Source organism: Micromonospora sp. RV43, from assembly GCF_001029515.1.
Lineage (GTDB): Bacteria > Actinomycetota > Actinomycetes > Mycobacteriales > Micromonosporaceae > Micromonospora > Micromonospora aurantiaca.
In genome coordinates, this window is record NZ_LEKG01000190.1 from 1 (window position 1) to 18,133 (window position 18,133).

General features: G+C 72.4%; 19 protein-coding genes and 1 pseudogene. 7 read left to right on the forward strand and 13 right to left on the reverse strand.

Annotated elements, in window-relative coordinates:
• Positions 1-789, reverse strand: a 789-nt coding sequence (locus ABD52_RS31665; RefSeq protein ID WP_013286080.1) for a GntR family transcriptional regulator, incomplete at its 3' end; no start/stop codon positions are given.
• Between the two features lie 115 nt (positions 790-904).
• Positions 905-1,774 carry a PAC2 family protein gene (locus ABD52_RS31670; RefSeq protein ID WP_013286081.1) on the reverse strand — a complete coding sequence of 290 codons (870 nt, stop codon included), beginning with the start codon at positions 1,772-1,774 and terminating at the stop codon, positions 905-907.
• Positions 1,775-2,016: 242 nt separating this feature from the next.
• On the opposite strand from ABD52_RS31670, the gene metH reads away from it, so the two are divergent.
• Positions 2,017-5,532, forward strand: coding sequence for a methionine synthase (gene metH / locus ABD52_RS31675; RefSeq protein WP_200905271.1), 3,516 nt, complete (start codon positions 2,017-2,019; stop codon positions 5,530-5,532).
• A 297-nt stretch (positions 5,533-5,829) separates the two neighbouring features.
• Here the strand turns inward: metH and ABD52_RS31680 are convergent, their stop codons facing one another.
• A complete protein-coding gene (locus tag ABD52_RS31680) occupies positions 5,830-6,231 on the reverse strand; it encodes a hypothetical protein (RefSeq protein ID WP_047894165.1) in 402 nt (133 codons plus the stop codon).
• Positions 6,232-6,447: 216 nt separating this feature from the next.
• On the opposite strand from ABD52_RS31680, the gene ABD52_RS31685 reads away from it, so the two are divergent.
• Positions 6,448-6,852, forward strand: coding sequence for a hypothetical protein (locus ABD52_RS31685; RefSeq protein ID WP_047894166.1), 405 nt, complete (start codon positions 6,448-6,450; stop codon positions 6,850-6,852).
• Positions 6,853-6,855: 3 nt separating this feature from the next.
• Here the strand turns inward: ABD52_RS31685 and ABD52_RS31690 are convergent, their stop codons facing one another.
• From ABD52_RS31690 to ABD52_RS31710, 5 genes are all read right to left on the reverse strand, one after another.
• Positions 6,856-7,554 (reverse strand): DUF6069 family protein, encoded by a 699-nt coding sequence (locus ABD52_RS31690; RefSeq protein ID WP_047894167.1) that lies wholly within the window; start codon positions 7,552-7,554, stop codon positions 6,856-6,858.
• On the reverse strand, positions 7,554-8,552 hold the full coding sequence (locus ABD52_RS31695) for an RNA polymerase subunit sigma-70 (protein ID WP_047894168.1): 999 nt from the start codon (positions 8,550-8,552) through the stop codon (positions 7,554-7,556). Before ABD52_RS31695 ends, ABD52_RS31690 begins: the two co-directional genes overlap by 1 nt.
• A gap of 75 nt (positions 8,553-8,627) precedes the next feature.
• A complete protein-coding gene (locus ABD52_RS31700; RefSeq protein ID WP_013286088.1) occupies positions 8,628-8,963 on the reverse strand; it encodes a YnfA family protein in 336 nt (111 codons plus the stop codon).
• Positions 8,960-9,430 carry a MerR family transcriptional regulator gene (locus ABD52_RS31705; RefSeq protein WP_047894171.1) on the reverse strand — a complete coding sequence of 157 codons (471 nt, stop codon included), beginning with the start codon at positions 9,428-9,430 and terminating at the stop codon, positions 8,960-8,962. The genes ABD52_RS31700 and ABD52_RS31705 overlap by 4 nt, the downstream gene beginning before the upstream one ends.
• Positions 9,430-9,759, reverse strand: a complete 330-nt coding sequence (locus ABD52_RS31710) for a hypothetical protein (protein ID WP_047894169.1) — start codon at positions 9,757-9,759, stop codon at positions 9,430-9,432. Before ABD52_RS31710 ends, ABD52_RS31705 begins: the two co-directional genes overlap by 1 nt.
• A gap of 87 nt (positions 9,760-9,846) precedes the next feature.
• Here ABD52_RS31710 and ABD52_RS31715 point away from each other — a divergent pair, with 87 nt between their 5' ends.
• The 3 genes from ABD52_RS31715 to ABD52_RS31725 all read left to right on the forward strand — a co-directional run bounded on the left by ABD52_RS31715 (position 9,847) and on the right by ABD52_RS31725 (position 11,209).
• A complete protein-coding gene (locus tag ABD52_RS31715) occupies positions 9,847-10,173 on the forward strand; it encodes a helix-turn-helix transcriptional regulator (RefSeq protein ID WP_047894170.1) in 327 nt (108 codons plus the stop codon).
• Positions 10,173-10,847, forward strand: coding sequence for a cation transporter (locus ABD52_RS31720; protein WP_013476960.1), 675 nt, complete (start codon positions 10,173-10,175; stop codon positions 10,845-10,847). The genes ABD52_RS31715 and ABD52_RS31720 overlap by 1 nt, the downstream gene beginning before the upstream one ends.
• 179 nt (positions 10,848-11,026) lie before the next feature.
• Positions 11,027-11,209: a hypothetical protein gene (locus ABD52_RS31725; RefSeq protein WP_013286093.1), complete on the forward strand. Its 183-nt coding sequence runs from the start codon at positions 11,027-11,029 to the stop codon at positions 11,207-11,209.
• A gap of 9 nt (positions 11,210-11,218) precedes the next feature.
• Here ABD52_RS31725 and ABD52_RS31730 read toward each other — a convergent pair whose 3' ends face one another.
• Positions 11,219-11,605 (reverse strand): hypothetical protein, encoded by a 387-nt coding sequence (locus ABD52_RS31730; RefSeq protein ID WP_013476958.1) that lies wholly within the window; start codon positions 11,603-11,605, stop codon positions 11,219-11,221.
• Positions 11,606-11,709: 104 nt separating this feature from the next.
• Here ABD52_RS31730 and ABD52_RS31735 point away from each other — a divergent pair, with 104 nt between their 5' ends.
• Positions 11,710-12,450, forward strand: coding sequence for a neutral zinc metallopeptidase (locus ABD52_RS31735; RefSeq protein WP_013286095.1), 741 nt, complete (start codon positions 11,710-11,712; stop codon positions 12,448-12,450).
• 115 nt (positions 12,451-12,565) lie between these two features.
• A complete protein-coding gene (locus tag ABD52_RS31740) occupies positions 12,566-13,204 on the forward strand; it encodes an HAD family phosphatase (protein ID WP_041784297.1) in 639 nt (212 codons plus the stop codon).
• A 52-nt stretch (positions 13,205-13,256) separates the two neighbouring features.
• On the opposite strand, the gene ABD52_RS41150 is transcribed toward ABD52_RS31740, so the two are convergent.
• The 4 genes and pseudogenes from ABD52_RS41150 to ABD52_RS31755 form a co-directional block, all read right to left on the reverse strand.
• Positions 13,257-14,667, reverse strand: a 1,411-nt coding sequence (locus tag ABD52_RS41150; RefSeq protein ID WP_235437618.1) for an FtsX-like permease family protein, incomplete at its 5' end; no start/stop codon positions are given.
• Between the two features lies 1 nt (position 14,668).
• Positions 14,669-15,838: pseudogene (locus ABD52_RS41155) on the reverse strand (ABC transporter permease); the annotation flags it as partial.
• A complete protein-coding gene (locus ABD52_RS31750; RefSeq protein WP_013476954.1) occupies positions 15,838-16,602 on the reverse strand; it encodes an ABC transporter ATP-binding protein in 765 nt (254 codons plus the stop codon). The gene ABD52_RS31750 and the pseudogene ABD52_RS41155, both read right to left, overlap by 1 nt.
• Positions 16,603-16,862: 260 nt before the next feature.
• Complete coding sequence (locus ABD52_RS31755; RefSeq protein ID WP_013286098.1) at positions 16,863-17,546, reverse strand: response regulator transcription factor; 684 nt, start codon at positions 17,544-17,546, stop codon at positions 16,863-16,865.
• Positions 17,547-18,133: the final 587 nt, after the last annotated feature.

The following is an 18,133-nucleotide window of genomic DNA, read 5'->3' on the forward strand; positions in this document are numbered from 1 at the left end:
GCCCAGGACCAGGCCGGGGTCGGGGTCCTGGTCGGGAGCGGGGGCGGGGATCTTGTACTCCTCGGTCAACGTGGTCATCGGGCCGGGCCAGGTGGCCTGGGCGACCTCGATCGGCTTGTGCCGCTCGTCGTAGGCGACGTGCAGCAGGTGCAGCACCGGCGTGTCCGGGCGGATCTGGAGGATCTCCGCCTCCTCCCGGCTGGGCTGGCGGGCGCTGATCGTGTCGGTGGCGGTGACGTACCGCCGGCCGGTGACCTCCTCCGCCTCCTGGTACAGCGGCCGGCCGAATGCCTCGGCCCGCTCCAGTGACGTGCCGGCGGTGTCGGCGGGCAGGAACCAGGACGCGCCGACCTCGACCGGGGAGTCGTCGGTGCGTACCAGGTGCCGCCGGCAGAGCAGCTCGGTGCCGTCGGCGACGCCGAACGCGTCGGCCACCTCGGACGGGGCGGGGGAGCGGCCGACGGAGACGAGCTGCTGGCGGTACCGGGCGGCCAGGTCGGTGTGGTAGCCGCGAAAGCCGCCGTACCGGCCCCGGGACAGGCGGTTGAGGCGGCGCCGGGTGCCCCGGACGTACGTACCGGAGCCGGGTTTGGTGATCAGGATGCCCTCGACCCGCAGCTGGTCGACGGCGCGCTGCACGGTCTGCTTGGCGACGCCGAACATCTCGGCGATGGCCGGGATGGACGGCAGCCGCTCGCCCGGCCCCCAGTCGCCGCGGCGCACCTGGGCCTTGAGCTGCGCGGCGATCTGCCGGTGCGGGAACTCGGCCGCGCCGGGGTTGATCTGCATGCCCGCCTCCTCACAACAGCTAGGTTCCTAGGATGCCCTAGCGGGTGTGACGGCGCCACCCCGGACACGAAGAAGCCGGGCCCCGGCAGGGGGGCCCGGCTTCGACGGAAGGGTGCTACCAGGAACCCGCTGTGGGCCCGGCGGAACCGCCGCGGCGGCGCAGGTACTTCTCGAACTCCTGGGCGATCTCGTCCCCGGTCAACGGGGTGATGCCGGCGTCGCCGACCCGTTCCTCCAGCTCACGGACGTACTCGCCGAGTTCGGCGTCCTGCTCGGCGGCGCTGCGCACCCGCTGCTCCCACTCGGCTGCCTCCTCGGCCAGGTCGGCCATCGGCACCGGCAGGTCGAGCACCTCCTCGACCCGGTGCAGCAGGGCGAGGGTGGCCTTCGGGCAGGGCGGGTTGTTGGCGTAGTGCGGCACGTGCACCCAGAACGACACCGCGTCGACCTCGGCCCGGGTGCAGGCGTCGTGCAGCACGCCGACGATGCCCGTCGGCCCGTCGTACCGGGTGGGGGTGAGCTGGTAGCGCTTGGCCGCGTCGGCGTCCGACGCGCTGCCGCTGATCGGCAGCGGCCGGGTGTACGGCACGTCGGCCAGCAACGCGCCGAGCAGCACCACCCGCTCGACCTCCAGGCTGTGGCAGATCTCCAGCACCTGCTCGCAGAACGTACGCCAGCGCATGCTCGGCTCGATCCCGCGGATCAGCACCACGTCGCGCTCGGTGCCCTCCGGGCTGGCCACCATGAAGCGCGTGGTGGGCCACTCGACGCGCCGGGTCTCCCCGTCGGCCATGGTGATCGTCGGGCGGCTCACCTGGAAGTCGTAGAAGTCCTCCGGGTCCAGCTCGGTCACCTCCCGGGCCTGCCAGACCTGTTCCAGGTGTTCCACGGCGGCGGTGGAGGCGTCGGCGGCGTCGTTCCAGCCCTCGAAGGCCGCGATGGCGACCGGCGAGCGCAGTACCGGCAGCCCGTCGAACTCGGTCACGCCGTCACCTCACCCTGCTCGTCGGGCGCGGCGCCGCCCCGTCGCACGGTCGCACCCCAGTTGTCCTTCACGTCCGTCAGCCTACGTGCCGCCGACGGGCCCGGCCCGTCGGCCGCGCCGGTCGCCGGGCCGGACCACTCGGGCGAACCGGCGGAAAGGTGTACGCCGGCCCCGGTGGGCAGAATGTGGGAAGGCCCGGTTCGGGTGACTCTGCCGCACTCGGGCGCACTAACCTGGGGCATGTGCCTATTTCGTTGCGTGACCTGCTGGCCGATCGGATCCTGATCGCGGACGGCGCGATGGGGACGATGCTCCAGGCCGCCGACCTCACCCTCGACGACTTCGACGGCCTGGAAGGCTGCAACGAGATCCTCAACGTGACCCGCCCGGACGTGGTCCGCGGCGTGCACGACGCCTACCTGGCCGCGGGCGCCGACTGCGTGGAGACCAACACGTTCGGCGCGAACCTGCCCAACCTCGCCGAGTACGGCATCCCCGGCCGCATCCGGGAGCTGTCCGAGGCGGGCGCGCGGATCGCGCGGGAGGCCGCCGACGAGTACGCGACGGAGGAGCATCCCCGGTTCGTGCTCGGCTCGATGGGTCCGGGCACCAAGCTGCCCACTCTCGGCCACGCGAGCTACGCCTCGCTGCGCGACGCGTACCAGGAGAACGCCGCCGGCCTGATCGCCGGCGGAGCGGACGCGCTGATCATCGAGACCTGCCAGGACCTGCTCCAGGTCAAGGCGGCGGTGGTCGGGTCGAAGCGGGCGCGCGCCGAGGCCGGCCGGGACGTCCCGATCATCTGCCAGGTCGCGGTGGAGACGACAGGCACCATGCTGCTCGGCAGCGAGATCGGCGCCGCGCTGACAGCGATCGAGCCGCTGGGCGTCGACCTGATCGGGCTGAACTGCTCCACCGGCCCGGCCGAGATGGGCGAGCACCTGCGCTACCTGGCGCAGCACTCGCGTATCCCGATCTCGGTGATGCCGAACGCGGGCCTGCCGGTGCTGACCGCCGACGGCGCGTACTTCCCGCTCAGCCCGGACGAGCTGGCCGACGCGCTGGAGCAGTTCGTCACCGACTACGGCGTGGCCCTGATCGGCGGCTGCTGCGGCACCACCCCGGAGCACATCCGGGTGCTGGTGGAGCGACTCGGCGGGCGGGCGCCGGTGGCGCGGGAGCCGAAGCCGGAGGCCGGGGTCTCCTCGATCTACCACCACGTGCCGTTCGCCCAGGACGCCAGCATCCTGATGGTGGGGGAGCGGACCAACGCCAACGGCTCGAAGGCGTTCCGCGAGTCCATGCTCGCCGGGGACTGGCAGGCCTGCGTGGAGGTCGCCCGTAGCCAGGCCCGGGACGGCTCGCACCTGCTGGACCTCTGCGTCGACTACGTGGGCCGTGACGGTACGCAGGACATGCGGGAGCTGGCCGGCCGCTTCGCGACCGCCTCGACGCTGCCGATCGTGCTGGACTCCACCGAACCGGCGGTGATCGAGGCCGGGCTGGAGATGCTGGGCGGCCGGTGCGTGGTCAACTCGGTGAACTTCGAGGACGGCGACGGTCCCGAGTCCCGCTACGCGCGGATCATGCCGGTGGTCAGGGAGCACGGCGCCGCCGTCGTGGCGCTGCTCATCGACGAGGAGGGCCAGGCCCGCACCCGCGAGTGGAAGGTACGGGTGGCCTGCCGGCTGATCGACGACCTGACCGGCCGGTGGGGGATGCGCCGGGAGGACATCCTCATCGACGCGCTGACGTTCCCGATCGCCACCGGGCAGGAGGAGACCCGCCGCGACGGCATCGAGACGATCGAGGCAATCCGGGAGATCGCCGCGCGTTACCCGGGGGTCAACTTCACCGCCGGGATCTCGAACGTCTCGTTCGGCCTCAATCCGGCGGCCCGGCAGGTGCTCAACTCGGTCTTCCTGCACGAGTGCGCCCAGGCCGGGCTGACCTCGGCGATCGTGCACGCCAGCAAGATCCTGCCGATGGCACGGATCCCGGACGAGCAGCGCGAGGTGGCGCTCGACCTGGTGTATGACCGCCGCCGCGAGGGCTACGACCCGGTGCAGCGGTTCATCGAGGCGTTCGAGGGCGTGGACGCGGCGTCGGCGCGCGCCACCCGGGCCGAGGAACTGGCCGCGCTGCCGCTGGACGAGCGGCTCAAGCGGCGGATCATCGACGGCGAGCGCAACGGCCTGGAGGCCGACCTGGACACCGCGATGGCGCAGGGGCGTACGCCGCTGTCCATCATCAACGACCTGCTGCTGGACGGCATGAAGGTGGTCGGCGAGCTGTTCGGCTCCGGCCAGATGCAGTTGCCGTTCGTGCTCCAGTCCGCCGAGGTGATGAAGACCGCGGTGGCCTACCTGGAGCCGCACATGGAGAAGACCGACGACGACGGCAAGGGCCGGATCGTGCTCGCCACGGTGAAGGGCGATGTGCACGACATCGGCAAGAACCTGGTCGACATCATCCTGTCCAACAACGGCTACGACGTGGTCAACATCGGCATCAAGCAGCCGATCAACGCGATCCTCGACGCCGCCGAGGAACACCGGGCCGACGCGATCGGCATGTCCGGCCTGCTGGTCAAGAGCACAGTCATCATGAAGGAGAACCTGGCCGAGATGGCCTCCCGCGGCGTGGCCGAACGCTGGCCGGTGCTGCTCGGCGGCGCGGCGCTGACCCGCGCGTACGTGGAGGACGACCTGCGGTCGATCTACCCGGGCCAGGTGCACTACGCCCGCGACGCGTTCGAAGGGCTGTCCCTGATGGACCGCGTGATGGCGGCCAAGCGCGGCGGCGCGCCGATGGTCGACCCGGAGCGCGAGGCGGCACTGGCGGCCCGCCGGGAGCGCCGCGAGCGGCAGCGGGCGCAGGTGCGCGAGGCGCTGCCCGAACTGGACGACGCGTCGGTCCGCTCCGACGTGGCGGTGGACGTGACGGTGCCGAAGCCGCCGTTCTTCGGCACCCGCGTCGTCAAGGGTGTGCCGCTGGCCGACTACGCGGCACTGCTCGACGAGCGGGCCACGTTCCTGGGCCAGTGGGGCCTGCGCGGCGCCCGTGGCTGCAAGGGGCCGTCGTACGAGGAACTGGTCGAGACCGAGGGCCGGCCCCGGCTGCGGTACTGGCTGGACCGCCTGATCTCCGACCAGGTGCTGGAGGCGGCCGTCGTGTACGGCTACTTCCCCGCGTACTCCGAAGGCAACGACCTGGTGGTGCTGGACGAGAACGGGCACAGCGAGCGAGCCCGGTTCTCCTTCCCCCGACAGCGGCAGGAGCGGCGCCTGTGCCTGGCCGACTTCTTCCGGCCCAAGGGCGACCAGCTCGACGTGGTGGCGTTGCAGCTGGTCACCGTGGGGCAGCCGATCAGCGAGTACACGGCGAAGATGTTCGCCGGCAACGAATACCGCGACTACCTGGAGGTCCACGGCCTGTCCGTGCAGCTCACCGAGGCCCTGGCGGAGTACTGGCACCGGCGGATCCGGGCCGAGCTGGTGCTGCCCGGCGGCGGCACTGTGGCCGACGAGGACCCGGCCGATCTGGCCGGCCTGCTGCGCACCGACTACCGGGGCTGCCGGTACGCGTTCGGCTACCCGGCCTGCCCGGACCTGGAGGACCGGGCGAAGATCGTGGAGTTGCTGGGCGCCGAGCGGATCGGGGTGCAGTTGTCCGAGGAGTTCCAGTTGGTGCCGGAGCAGGCCACCGACGCGATCGTCGTGCACCACCCGGAGGCGAACTACTTCAACGCCAAGTAGCCAAGGTGAGCACGCTTACTGCCCTGCCCTGCGGTCTAATCGATCAGGGCGGGCGAGTGAAGACTGCTCGATGACCTGAGTCATGTGTGCCGACGGCGCGTACCTGGAAACGGTCTTCACCGGTGCGGACACGGCCGACCTCGAACGGGCCTTCGACGCCTGGCGTTCGGTGACTCGGTCTGACGACGCGTGATCGGACGGCTCGTCCGTCGCGGCACCCGCCTGTTGTTCGTACGGCCCCGACGAGCGCGGGGCGCCCGCCGGGATGGCGGACGCCCCGAAGGGTCGACGCGTCGGTCAGCCGATCAGCGTGACCGAGTAGTTGTACGTCGTCCCGGTCACCGAGTACGTCGCGGTCTGCCCGTTCTCGCAGTACGACACGAAGCTGCTCGGGGTCCGTTGCGCTCCGGCCACCGCGTCCACCACCGGCCGCACATCGGACCCGACCGGCAGCGCGGTGGTGGTGAGATCGATCGTCCGCGACTGGTTGATCGGGTAGGTGTCGGTGTTCGCCGTCTCCAAGCCGTTGCTCGCCGCGACACTGAAGGACATCACGAAGGCGGCGTTGTTCACCACGGCGATGCGCTGAACGCAGGGTTCGGCCTGCGCGCTGGCCGTGGAGGCCGTGGCCAGTGCCGATGCACCGGCGGCGAGCGTCCCGGCGAGTGCGGCTCCGACGAGCCTGGCGCGGAAGGTCATGGTGTCACCTCTCGGTCGTACGTGGCGCCGGGCGCCGACTGGCGGCGCCCGGCGTATGGTCCGTATCGAAGTGCCCGAGTGATCTCGATCGAATCCTGTGGATCGCATCATTCTGTGTCGGGCCTGCGGCTCCCGGTCGATCTGGCGGCTCGACCGGTGCCAGACTGAGGGATCGATTTCGATGGCGTGCGAGCGTCCCGGTGCGAGGAGTCCGAAGTGGTGAACTCCGCCCTCTCCGCTGTCGTCCACGCGGTCGGAGCCGGCCCGCCACCGCTGGCGGACCCGGCTCTCGACCCCGGTGCGACGTACTACACCTTCGTCGTCCTGTCCGGTATGTACCTCGTCCCCCTTGTCATGTCCGGGCTCGGGTTTCTCTGCGCCGCGGGCATCGGGCTCAGCCGCCGGATCGGTACGGCCGCCGCGATCGTGATCGTCCTGTTCTACGCGTTGTCGCTGCTCGGCAGCGCCTTCACCTGGCCCGGCCTGGAACACCAGGGAAAACCGGGTGAGACGCTGTGGCTGATCGTCATCGGTTGCGGCGGCTTCCTGGTGTTGCCCTGGCTCGTCGCGTTCGGCGGCACCAAGGTGGCCCTCCGCCGTCGCGGAGCCACGACCCGGTAGCCGTCAGGCACCTCGCGAAGGGTCTGCGCGCAGGCTCCGCGTCAGGGCGGGGATCATCACCGCCGCCGCGACCAGGTGCAGCCCGACCAGCGCGACAGTGGTGGCTGCGTCGCCCCCGGCGATCAACGGCGGCACCATCGACAGCGCGGTCAGGGACACCGCCGTCCACGCGAACCGCCGCGCGGGGTGGGCGCTGAACCGCAGCAGGACGGCGGCGATGACGACGCCCACGAGCGAGAAGAAGCCGGTCACCACGGCGAACCCGCCCAACGGGATCGTCTCGCCGCCGTCGGGGATCTCGAAGTCCACACCGGCGGTCCGGGCGAGCGCCGCCGCGAGCGTGGTGACCGCCATCGCGGCGATCGTGGCGACCAGGCCGGTGACGGCGAGCCGCCGGAAGCCGTGCGGACGGCCCGAGACGGTGCCGGTGTCGGTGCTGCTGATCATGTCGTTCCTCCGAGCTTCGAGGTGAGGGGTGAGGATCCGCACGGTCGCGGTGCGACGGCCGGGGTTGCGCAGCGCGCGTACGCCGGTGCCGCGCAGCCAGAAGCCGGCGTCGCGGCCGAGGACCGGCCCGGGGGTGCCGTCGCGCAGCTCCAGCTGCACCCGGCCGCGCGTGACCACGCCGTACGCGTGACGCCACTGGGCCGCGACGACCGGAACTCGCGCGCCGCCGGGCAGCGCGAGCGTCCGCGCGGGCACTACGGCGTGCGGTCGGCCGGCAGGCGCTCGGGCAGCCCGAGCCGCGGGAACTGGTCGGCGTGGAACGTGACGATCTCGGTGATGGCCCCGCCGGTGATGCGCAGGGCGTCGACTGTGAGCGGCAGGTACGCGCCGTCGCTGTCCTGCCAGAGGTAGAACGCGACGGCGGGCTGCCGGTTCACGGCGGTGGGCACTGCTCGCAGGCTGCCGAGGCTCTCGAAACCGTCTGCGATCCAGTCGTTCACCACGGCGTCGCGGCCGATCTGGAGGCCCGGGGTGGGCGGCATCGAGCAGCGCACGTCGTCGCGCAGCATGGCGGCGAGACCGTCGACGTCCTTGGCGATGCTGGCGTCGGTGAAGCGGCGTACCAGCTCGCGCGTCCGGGTGTCCGTCTCGTCGCCGGTCCAGTCCTGCCGTTGCGCGGGCAGGTGTTCGCGCATGCCCGCGCGAGCCCGCTGCAAGGCGCTGTTCACCGAGTTGACCGATTCGCCCAGGAGTTCCGCGACATCCTTGGCCGGCCAGCCGAGCACGTCCCGCAGGATCAGCACTGCGCGCGGGCGCGGCGCCAGGTGCTGCACCGCGACCAGGTACGCCAGCTCGATCGTCTCCCGCGCCACCGCTACGGTTTCCGGCTCGTCCGCGTCGGCGGCGGGCAGCTCGTCGAGCAGCCGGTCCGGGTACGGCTGGAGCCACCGCACCTCGCCGCCGGTCGCCGGCTCGGGCCGGCACCTGGCGAGCAGGTCCAGGCAGGCGTTGGTGGCGATCCGGTACAGCCAGGCCCGGAACGTCGACCGTCCCGCGAACGTGTCCCGCCGCCGCCACGCCCGCAGGAACGTCTCCTGGACGGTGTCCTCGGCGTCCTCGAACGACCCGAGCATCCGGTAGCAGTGCACGTGCAGCTCCCGCCGGTGCCGCTGCGCCAGCCCGGTGAACGCCGGTTCGTCGACCTCAGCCAGACCGCTCACGCCCAGCTCCTGCAGCTGCGTGTCCCTACCCATGACGTCATCCCTCCGCGTCGTCGTGTCCCTTCGCAGGTGTGACGGGCACGGGCGCGGAAACTCATCACCGCGACGTCAGCTCGCGCGCGGGGCGTACATGATGACGGCGACGCCGACCAGGCAGATGGCCGCTCCGACGAGGTCGTAGCGGTCGGGCCGGAACTTGTCGACCACCATGCCCCAGGCGAGCGACCCGGCGACGAAGACGCCGCCGTAGGCGGCGAGGATGCGGCCGAAGTTCGCGTCCGGCTGGAACGTGGCCACGAACCCGTAGGCGCCGAGCGCGATCACCCCGGCGGCGATCCAGAGCAGCCCGCGGTTCTCCCGCCAGCCCTGCCACACCAGCCAGGCGCCGCCGATCTCGGCGAGCGCGGCGAGCAGGAACAGCAGGATGGAACGCACGACCGTCATGCGTCAGACCGTAGCGATGCCGGGCCGGGGACCGGCCGGGCGGCCCGGTCGGCGGGCCCGGCGCGGTCGGCGAACGGCAGGGGGCAGCAGGCGCTGCCGGCGCACTCGACCGGGTCGTCGCAGCCGGCTGCGACGGCGGCCCGGAGCGTGTCGCGGACGACGGTGAGGTCCGCCAGGCGCCGTTCCACCTCGGCGAGCTTCCGCCGCGCGTGCCCCTGCAGGCCGGCGCTCCGGCCGCGTCGGCCGGCGCCCAGCAGGCCGGCGACCTCGTCGAGGGTGAAGCCGAGACGTTGCGCGGCCTTCACCACCCGCAGCAGGGTGACCGTCTCGGCCGGGTAGAGGCGATGACCGCCCGGCGACCGCCGGGGCGCGGGCAGCAGCCCGCGCCGTTCGTAGTAGCGCAGCGTCTGCACGTTGACCCCGGCCGCGTCGGCGAGCCGGCCGCTGCGCAGCTCCGGCTCGCCCATCACCGGCCCCGCGCGGCCGTGGCCCGCAGGGCCAGGGCATCGAGTACGGCGACACGGGTCGCCGGAACGCGGATGTCGAGCGTCAGCGTGTCGCCGTCCGGGCCGGCGAGATCGAAGGTGAAGAAGGAGCAGCAGGCGGACTCGCGGGCGATCAGGTCCCGGGCGAGCGCTTCGGCGCGGCTGTCGAGGTGCAGCCGCAGATGCCCGGCGGCCGGCCGGTCGGCGCCGCGCAGCGCGTCGTGGAACAGCCCGTCGAACTCGGCCAGCCGCAGCGGCCGTTCGGCGGTGGGCAGCGTGCAGGTGCCGGGCACCCAGGAATCGTCGGTCACGTCTCGACGGTAAGCCCGTACCGGGGTACCGGATGCAACCGCCGGTTCATCCTTCCCTGAATACAGCAGACGCTGTACAGTCACGGCATGCGGACGCTGCACCACTCCCAGGCGCTGTCCCGTTTCGGTCACGCGCTGTCCGACCCGCTGCGTGCCCGGCTGCTGCTGGCCCTGCGCGACGGGCCCGGCTACCCGGCCGAGCTGGCCGAGGCGCTCGGCACCAGCCGGCAGAACCTGTCCAACCACCTGGCCTGCCTGCGCGGCTGCGGCCTGGTCGTGGCCGTGCTGGAGGGTCGCCGCACCCGGTACGAGCTGGCCGACGCCCGCCTCGCCCACGCGCTCGGCGACCTGGTCGGCGTCGTGCTCGCGGTCGACCCGGCCGCCTGCCCGGACGCTGCGGACGGATGCTGCTGATGAGCCTGCCGCTGATCCCCGTCACGCCCGCAGGCCCGGCGCCGGACCGCCGTGCGCTGCTCACCCGCCGGGTACGCCTGCTGGTCGCCGCGACGATCACCTACAACGTGATCGAGGCGGTGGTGGCGATCGGTGCCGGTACCGTCGCGTCCTCGACCGCCCTGATCGGTTTCGGTCTGGACTCGGTCATCGAGGTGGCCTCCGCGGCGGCGGTGGCGTGGCAGTTCGCCGGTCCGGATCCGCAGGCCCGGGAGCGGGTCACGCTGCGCGTCATCGCGGTGTCGTTCTTCGCGCTCGCCGCGTACGTCTCAGTCGAGGCGGTCCGGGCGCTACTCGGCGGCGCCGAGGCCGCGCACTCACCGGTCGGGCTGGTGCTCGCCGGGCTCTCGGTGATCGTGATGCCGGTGCTGTCGGCCGCGCAGCGGCGCGCCGGGCGTGAACTGGGCTCCCGGTCGGCGGTGGCCGACTCGAAGCAGACGTTGCTGTGCACGTACCTCTCGGTGGTCCTGCTCGTCGGGCTGGCCCTCAACGGCCTGTTCGGATGGTCCTGGGCCGACCCGGTCGCCGCACTGGTGATCGCCGTGGTCGCGGTCCGCGAGGGCCGCGACGCCTGGCGCGGCGACACCTGCTGCGCCACCTGCGGCCCGGGCGGCGGGCGCGACGCGCGGGCCTGATCACCGGCCGCGACCTGCGGCGACGTCGGGAATACGGCTGTGCTCGACGGCCCGGCGGGCTACCGTCACCGGAGTACGGGCCGGTGCAGGTCAGGCGCGCCGCGTCCACGCCCGCGCCGTCGGAGTTGACGTGGCGGAAACGCCCGCAGACGAGCATGGGTACGACGAAAGGGGCGGACATGACCGACGAGGTGACGTCGCAGGTCCCGCCGGAACCGGCTCCCGTGCTGACCACCACGCCCGCCGGAACCGGACCGGTCGGACCGCCGAGCAGCCTGGACCTGTGGGCGCGCGCCCAGGTGCTGCACCGCTGCTTCGGCGACGACGACGGCGAGCCGCACATCATGCGCGGCCTGGACTGACCGCGCCGGTCAGCGCACCGTCACGCCGGCCCCCGCCAGCACCTCCCACCACGACGCGAGGTCGGGAACAGGCTCGGCGCGGGCCGTGTACTCATCCAACCGCCGCCGCTGCTCCGCGCTCGGCGCCGGTGAGACGGTGGCGCCCACGCCGACCAGGGCGTACCGGTGGCCGCCGACGGTGAGCAGCATCGTGCCGACGATCGTCCCCCGGGCCTCGACCTGCCCGGCGGGCGCGGCGAACACCTCCGCGCCGCGCCGGTCGCGGGCGCGCAGCCGGCCCTCGTCGAGCGTCAGCAGCACCGGTACGCACCGCATGCCGTTCCAGAGGCTGCGTCGCCAGTAGACGATTCCCGCGTACGACCGGTCCACGACGCCGACCGTACCGTTCCCGCGCACCGGTGAACGATTCCCGGCGGCGGTGCGTGAGAGCCGGTGAGCATCACCGGCGGCCGCCGGGGGTACTGCTGCGGGACACGGGAACGAACAGCCGGGAGGTCACGGTGGGGGACAGGGCGGGACGTCAGGGGCGCGGGCCGATCGCCGGACTGGTGGTGGCCGCGCTGGTGGCGGCCGGCTGCATGGCCGGTGGCTACGACCAGGGCGAGCCGCAGCAGCCCGCACCCCCGCGCAGCGCGCAGCCCGAGTCGCAGACCACCCGCGCGGACGGCACGACGAGCGTGGCCGAGTTCAAGCAGGACATCCAGGACGCGGTCCGGCTGGCCGAACGCTACTGGGCGGAGCAGTTCCGCGCCTCCGGTGAGCGGTTCACCCCGATCCGGCGGGTGGTGGCCTACAGCCGCGAGGGCGAGGTGGCCTGCGCCGGGCAGGGGCTGCCGCGCAACAACGCGGTCTACTGCTCGGCCGGCGACTTCATCGCCTACGACGTGAACTGGTCGGTGGCGGCGTTCCGGCAGATCGGCGACGCGTTCCTGTTCTACCTGCTCGGCCACGAGTACGCCCACGGCATGCAGGTGCGGCTGGGCATCCGCTACAACTTCACCATCCAGCAGGAGTTGCAGGCCGACTGCATGGCCGGGGCGTACCTCGGTGACAGCGTGCGGTCCGGGGCGCTGGAACTGGAGGACGGTGACCTGGAGGAGTTCCGGGAAGGGCTGCTGGCGGTCGGCGACGACCCGGACCAGCCCTGGTTCGCCGAGGGTTCGCACGGCACCGCCGAGCAGCGCAGCGAGTCGTTCTTCCGGGGGTACGAGAAGTCGCTCGGCGCCTGCGGCCTCGGCTGATGCCGCGGGTCACCCCGATCGGGGACGGTGACGGGCGCACCGGACGCGGCTGGCAGGATCGGCGGGGTACGCGTATCGAAGGAGGCCCCCGCTGAGCAGCAAGCACCCCGCCGCCGTGCTCTTCGACATGGACGGCACCCTGGTCGACAGCGAGAAACTGTGGGACGTCGCCTTGCAGGAACTGGCCGCCGTGTACGGCGGTGTCCTGTCCGAGGACGCCCGCCGCGCGATCGTCGGCACCGGGATGGCCGACGCGATGCGGATCGTGCACGACGACCTGGGCCAGCCGGAGCGGGACGTGCAGGAAAGCGCCGACTGGATCAGCGCCCGGATCCTGGACCTGTTCCGCACCGGGCTGCGGTGGCGTCCGGGCGCGCTGGCGCTGCTGCGGGCGGTACGGGACGCCGGCATCCCCACCGCGCTGGTCACCTCCAGCGGCCGGTCCCTGGTCGAGGTGGCCCTGGACACGCTGGGGCGGGACAGCTTCGACGCGGTGGTCTGCGGCGACGAGGTGGACTCGGCGAAGCCGCACCCGGAGCCGTACCTGACCGCCGCGCGTCTGCTGGGCGTGCCGGTCGAGCGGTGCGTGGCGATCGAGGACTCACCGACCGGGGTGGCCAGCGCGCTCGCCGCCGGGGCGGCGGTGCTGGCCGTACCGGCCGAGGTGCCGCTGGCGCCCGCCGACGGCGTACACCAGCTGGAGAGCCTGCTCGCGGCGGACCTGGAGCTGCTCGCGGCCCTGCTCAATCGTTAAGAAGGGCCCCTTCTTATGCGCGAGGCGTTAAGAAGGGGCCCTTCCTTTCACGTCAGTCGTGGGCGATGGCGCCCAGGACGTTGATCCGCGCGGCCCGGATCGCCGGCAGCACGGCGGCGACCACGCCGATGATCGCGGCCAGGATCAGGAACGTCACCATCTGACCCCACGGCAGGACCAGGTCGGTGATGCCCTCGTCCTTGAGCGCCTCGACCACCGCCGCGCCGAGACCCGTGCCGACCACCACGCCGAGCAGTGCGCCGAAGATGGAGATCACCACCGCCTCGACCGTGATCATGCGCATGGTCTGGGCGCGGCGCAGGCCGATCGCCCGCAGCAGGCCCAGCTCCCGGGTCCGTTCCAGCACCGACAGCGCGAGCGTGTTGATGATGCCCAGCACCGCGATCACGATGGCCAGCGCCAGCAGGATCTGGATCATCTGGAGCAGGGAGTCCAGCTGGCCGGTCTGCTGCTCGATGAACGCGGCCCGGTCGGCCACCGACACCTCGGGGCTGTCCGCCAGCAACCGCTCGACCTGCGGCTGCACCGCGTCCACCGACGTGCCGGGGGCGAGCTGCAGGAAACCCTGGATCGGCTGCGGGATGGCGAAGTCCGCGGCGGCCTGCGGCGGCAGCGTCACCGGGTTGGTCAGCTGCGAGCTCTCGTAGATGCCGCTGACCGTGTAGGTGCGGGCCTCGCCGCGGGACAGCTGCACCGGCACCGTCGAACCGACGCTGAGGTTGCGTGCCTTCGCGGTGTCCGAGCTGACCAGCATCTGGTCCGGCGCCAGCTTGCTGATGTCACCGGCGGTGGCCTTCGCCCCGAAGATCTGCTGGAGCGCGGCCACGTTGCTCGACACGGCCACCCAGGTCCGCTCGCCGCCGACCACTGCCATGTCGCCGTACTCGCCGTCGACCATCTGGACGCCCGGGATCGCGGCGGCCTTCTCCAGCACCGCCGGGTCGAAGCTCGCCGGGCGCGGCCCGGACGACGCCCCGGAGATCACCAGTTCCGCCTTGATGGTGTCCTCGGCCAGCGCGCCGATGCTGCCCTTTGCCGAGTCCAGGATCACCGTCACGCCGGTGACCAGGGCGATGCCCACCATCAGCGCGGCGGCGGTGATCGCGGTGCGGCGCGGGTTGCGGCCCGAGTTGAGCCGGCCCAGCTTGCCCGGCACCGACCAGGAGAAGATCGCGCCGAGCAGCGAGACCACCGGCCGGCTGATGATCGGCGTCAGCAGCGCCACGCCGATGAACGCGAACAGCACGCCGCCGAGGATGGTCGCCAGGGTGCTGTCGCCGGCGTGCCCGCCGAGACCGAGGAACAGCAGTACCGCGCCGATGCCGGTGACCACCGCGCCACCGATGGTGACCTTGGTGAGCGGCCGGTCCGGCGTGGCGACGTCCTGCATCGCGGCGATCGGCGGGATGCGCGAGGCGCGCACCGCCGGCAGCAGCGCGGCGNGCTGGGGCTCACCGCCGGCAGCAGCGCGGCGATCACCGTGATCAGCATGCCGACCGCGAACGCGCCGATCACCGCCGAGGCCGGCACACCCAGCCCGGCCAGGGTGAGACCCCCGGCGAGCTGACCGAACAGGTACGCCAGCAGCGCGCCCACGCCGATGCCGGCGGCGAGCCCCAGCACCGAGGCGATCAGGCCGACCGCGAGCGCCTCCAGCACCACCGAGCCGATGACCTGCTTGCCGCTGGCCCCGATCGCGCGCATCAGGGCCAGCTCACGGGTGCGCTGGGCCACGATGATCGAGAACGTGTTGAGGATCAGGAACGTGCCGACCAGCAGCGCCACCGCGGCGAACCCGAGGAGGATCTTGTTGAAGAACGACAGCCCCTCCTTGAGGCCGGCCGAGGCGTCGGCGGCGAGCTGCTCGCCGGTCTTGACCTGGTAGTCGGCGCCCAGCGTGCGGGCCAGCTCGTCGCGCAGCGCGGCCGGCGTGGTGCCGTCGGCGGCCTGGACGCTGACGTTGCTGAACACGTCCGGCTTGCCCAGCATCAGCTGCTGCGCCACCGGGGTGGTGAAGTAGACCTCGTTGGCGCCACCGATCGAGTCCCGGCCGCCGCTGTAGCCGAACACGCCGACGAGCGTGAACTCCTTCTTCGGGGCGAGCGTCAGCACGCCGACCCGGTCGCCGACCTTGACCTTGCCCGCCTCGGCCAGCGCGGTGTTGATCACGATCTCGTCGTCGGCCTGCGGCGCGCGGCCCTCGCGGATCTCCACCAGGTCGCTCTCACCGAGCCAGTTCTGGCCCAGCTGCGGCGGACCGAACGAGGTGGCCACCTTGCCGTTGCTGCCGATCATGCGGGCGCCGTCGGCGGCGACCACGCCCTCGGCGTCGGCGACGCCGGGCACCGCCTTGATCCGGTCGAGCACCGACGCCGGCATCGGGGTGCTCAGCGGCATGCCCTCCGTAGTGGAGACGTCGATCTTCGGCTTCGCCTCGACGCTGACGTCGACCTCGGCGTACGCGTCGGCGAAGACCGCGTCGAAGGACCGCCCGAGCGTGTCGGTGAGCACGAACGCGCCGGAGACGAACATGACGCCGAGCACCACCGCCAGGCCGGACAGCAGCAGGCGCAGCTTGCGCGCCAGCAGGCTCTTGAGCGTTGCCCGCAGCATCAGTTGCCCACCTCGACCGGGGCGTCCAGCTTCTTCATCGTGTCCAGCACCGTCTCGGCGGTCGGCTCGATCAGCTCCGAGACGATCTGCCCGTCGGCGAGGAAGACCACCCGGTCGGCGTACGCGGCGGCGGTCGGGTCGTGCGTGACCATGACGATGGTCTGGCCGTGCTCGCGGACCGAGTTGCGCAGGAACTTGAGCACCTCGGCGCCGGAGCGGGAGTCCAGGTTGCCGGTCGGCTCGTCCGCGAAGATCACCTCGGGGCGGGCGACGAGCGCCCGGGCGCACGCCACGCGCTGCTGCTGGCCGCCGGAGAGCTGAGCCGGGCGGTGCCCGAGCCGCTCCCGCAGCCCGACCGTGTCGATCACCGTGTCGTACCAGGCCGGGTCGGGCTTGCGCCCGGCGATCGACAGCGGCAGCAGGATGTTCTCCTGCGCGGTGAGCGTGGGCAGCAGGTTGAACTGCTGGAAGATGAAGCCCACCTTGTCCCGGCGCAGCTTCGTCAGACCCGCGTCGTTGAGACCGGTCACCGTCGTGTCGCCGATCATCACGGTGCCCTTGGTCACCGTGTCCAGACCGGCGAGGCAGTGCATGAGTGTGGACTTGCCGGAGCCGGACGGCCCCATGATCGCGGTGAACCGGCCGCGTTCGAACTCGGCGGTCACCCCCCGCAGCGCGACGACCTGCGCCTCACCGCTGCCGTACACCTTCCACACGTCGTTCGCCCGGGCCGCGGCCTGCTCTCGGCCTACCGTCGCGGTCACGTCATCTACCTCTTCCGTATGTCGTTCTCATGCCGCACCGCCCCCGCTGGCCGGTGCGGCGGAATCCATCCTCGGGGTCGCGAGCCCGAAAGCCCTCCGACCTGGGGTGGAATCCGCGCCGATCTTCCGGTGAGGGTCGACCCCCATCCGGGCTCAGGGTGACCCCTGACCGGCAGGCGACGCCGACGTCAGGGCCTGACCCCGCGTGATGGTCAACACATCAGCCCCGCCGCTGGTCACGGTAGGCGACCCGCGCCACCTCAGCCGCCGGGACGGACCAGGCCCGTCTCGTACGCGAGCACGACCGCCTGGACCCGGTCGCGCAACCGTAGCTTCGTCAGCACATGACCGACATGGGTTTTCACAGTGGTCTCGCTGACCGACAGCAACCGGGCGATCTCCGCGTTGGACAGTCCACGCGCCATGTGGGTGAGCACCTCGCGCTCCCGGTCGGTCAGCGGCTCCAGCGCTCGCGCCGGCGCGGCGGCCGGGTCCGGCAGCACCTGGGCGAAGCGGTCGAGCAGCCGGCGCAGGATGCGTGGGGACATCACCGCGCCCCCGGCGGCCACAGTGCGGATCGCGGCGACGAGGTCCTCGGCCGGCACGTCCTTGGTGAGGAAGCCGCCCGCCCCGGCCCGCAGCGACCCGACGACGTGTTCGTCCTGCTCGAACGTGGTGAGCACGAGCACGCGGACCGGCAGCCGGGCCGACACGATCGCCCGGGTGGCGGCCACTCCGTCCAGGCGCGGCATCCGGATGTCCATCAGCACCACGTCGGGCAGCAGCCGCCGGGACAGCTCCACCGCCTCCACGCCGTCGCCGGCCTCACCCACCACGTCGAGGTCGTCCTCCGCGCCGAGCACCATCCGGAATCCGGTACGCAGCAGCGGCTGGTCGTCGGCGAGCAGAATCCGCACCGGCCGGGAGACGGCGCCCTCGGTCATGCATCCCCCTCGTCGTCCGGTCGGCGGTCCGGCCGGAGCCCGCCGGCACGCGCCCGCGATCCATCCAGCGCGAACCGGGCCGCGGTAACCACCGTAGAGGGCGCCGGCCGCCCGGTCGCCGATCAGGCCGCTCCGATCCCGCGGGTTGGCCGGGCTCCGCGCGCCGGCCCTCACGGGATCTCGGGGTGCCCTGCGCGCACGGCCCTCACGGGATCCCGGGGGGCTCTGTGCGCACGGCCCGCGCGGGATCGCGGGGCAGTCTGCGCGCACGGCCCGCGCGGGATCGCGCACGGCCCTCACGGGATCCCGGGGCGGTCTGCGCGCACGGCCCGCGCGGGATCGCGGGGCCCACGGTGACCCGGCGCCGCATTCGTCCCAGAGTGACCCGGCACCCGATTCCGCCCCGCGGTGACCTGACACCGGACTCGCCCAGCTCGGGGAGCGCCGCGCGCCGGCTCGGCGAGCCCGTCCCGGCCGGTGGTGCACGCCCCGCACGCATGATCGACCCCACTTCGCCGAGGTGGCTGCATCCCACCCCTATCGACCCCGCCACCTCCCCGAGGTGGCGGGGTCGATAGGTCAGAGAT

What these genes read in the sequence shown, in the direction of transcription:
- ABD52_RS31680 (WP_047894165.1), bottom strand. Translation starts at nt 6,231, where the DNA reads ATGACCTTCCGCGCCAGGCTCGTCGGAGCCGCACTCGCCGGGACGCTC.
- ABD52_RS31695 (WP_047894168.1), bottom strand. Translation starts at nt 8,552, where the DNA reads ATGGGTAGGGACACGCAGCTGCAGGAGCTGGGCGTGAGCGGTCTGGCT.
- ABD52_RS31700 (WP_013286088.1), bottom strand. Translation starts at nt 8,963, where the DNA reads ATGACGGTCGTGCGTTCCATCCTGCTGTTCCTGCTCGCCGCGCTCGCC.
- ABD52_RS31705 (WP_047894171.1), bottom strand. Translation starts at nt 9,430, where the DNA reads ATGGGCGAGCCGGAGCTGCGCAGCGGCCGGCTCGCCGACGCGGCCGGG.
- ABD52_RS31715 (WP_047894170.1), top strand. Translation starts at nt 9,847, where the DNA reads ATGCGGACGCTGCACCACTCCCAGGCGCTGTCCCGTTTCGGTCACGCG.
- ABD52_RS31720 (WP_013476960.1), top strand. Translation starts at nt 10,173, where the DNA reads ATGAGCCTGCCGCTGATCCCCGTCACGCCCGCAGGCCCGGCGCCGGAC.
- ABD52_RS31725 (WP_013286093.1), top strand. Translation starts at nt 11,027, where the DNA reads ATGACCGACGAGGTGACGTCGCAGGTCCCGCCGGAACCGGCTCCCGTG.
- ABD52_RS31755 (WP_013286098.1), bottom strand. Translation starts at nt 17,546, where the DNA reads ATGACCGAGGGCGCCGTCTCCCGGCCGGTGCGGATTCTGCTCGCCGAC.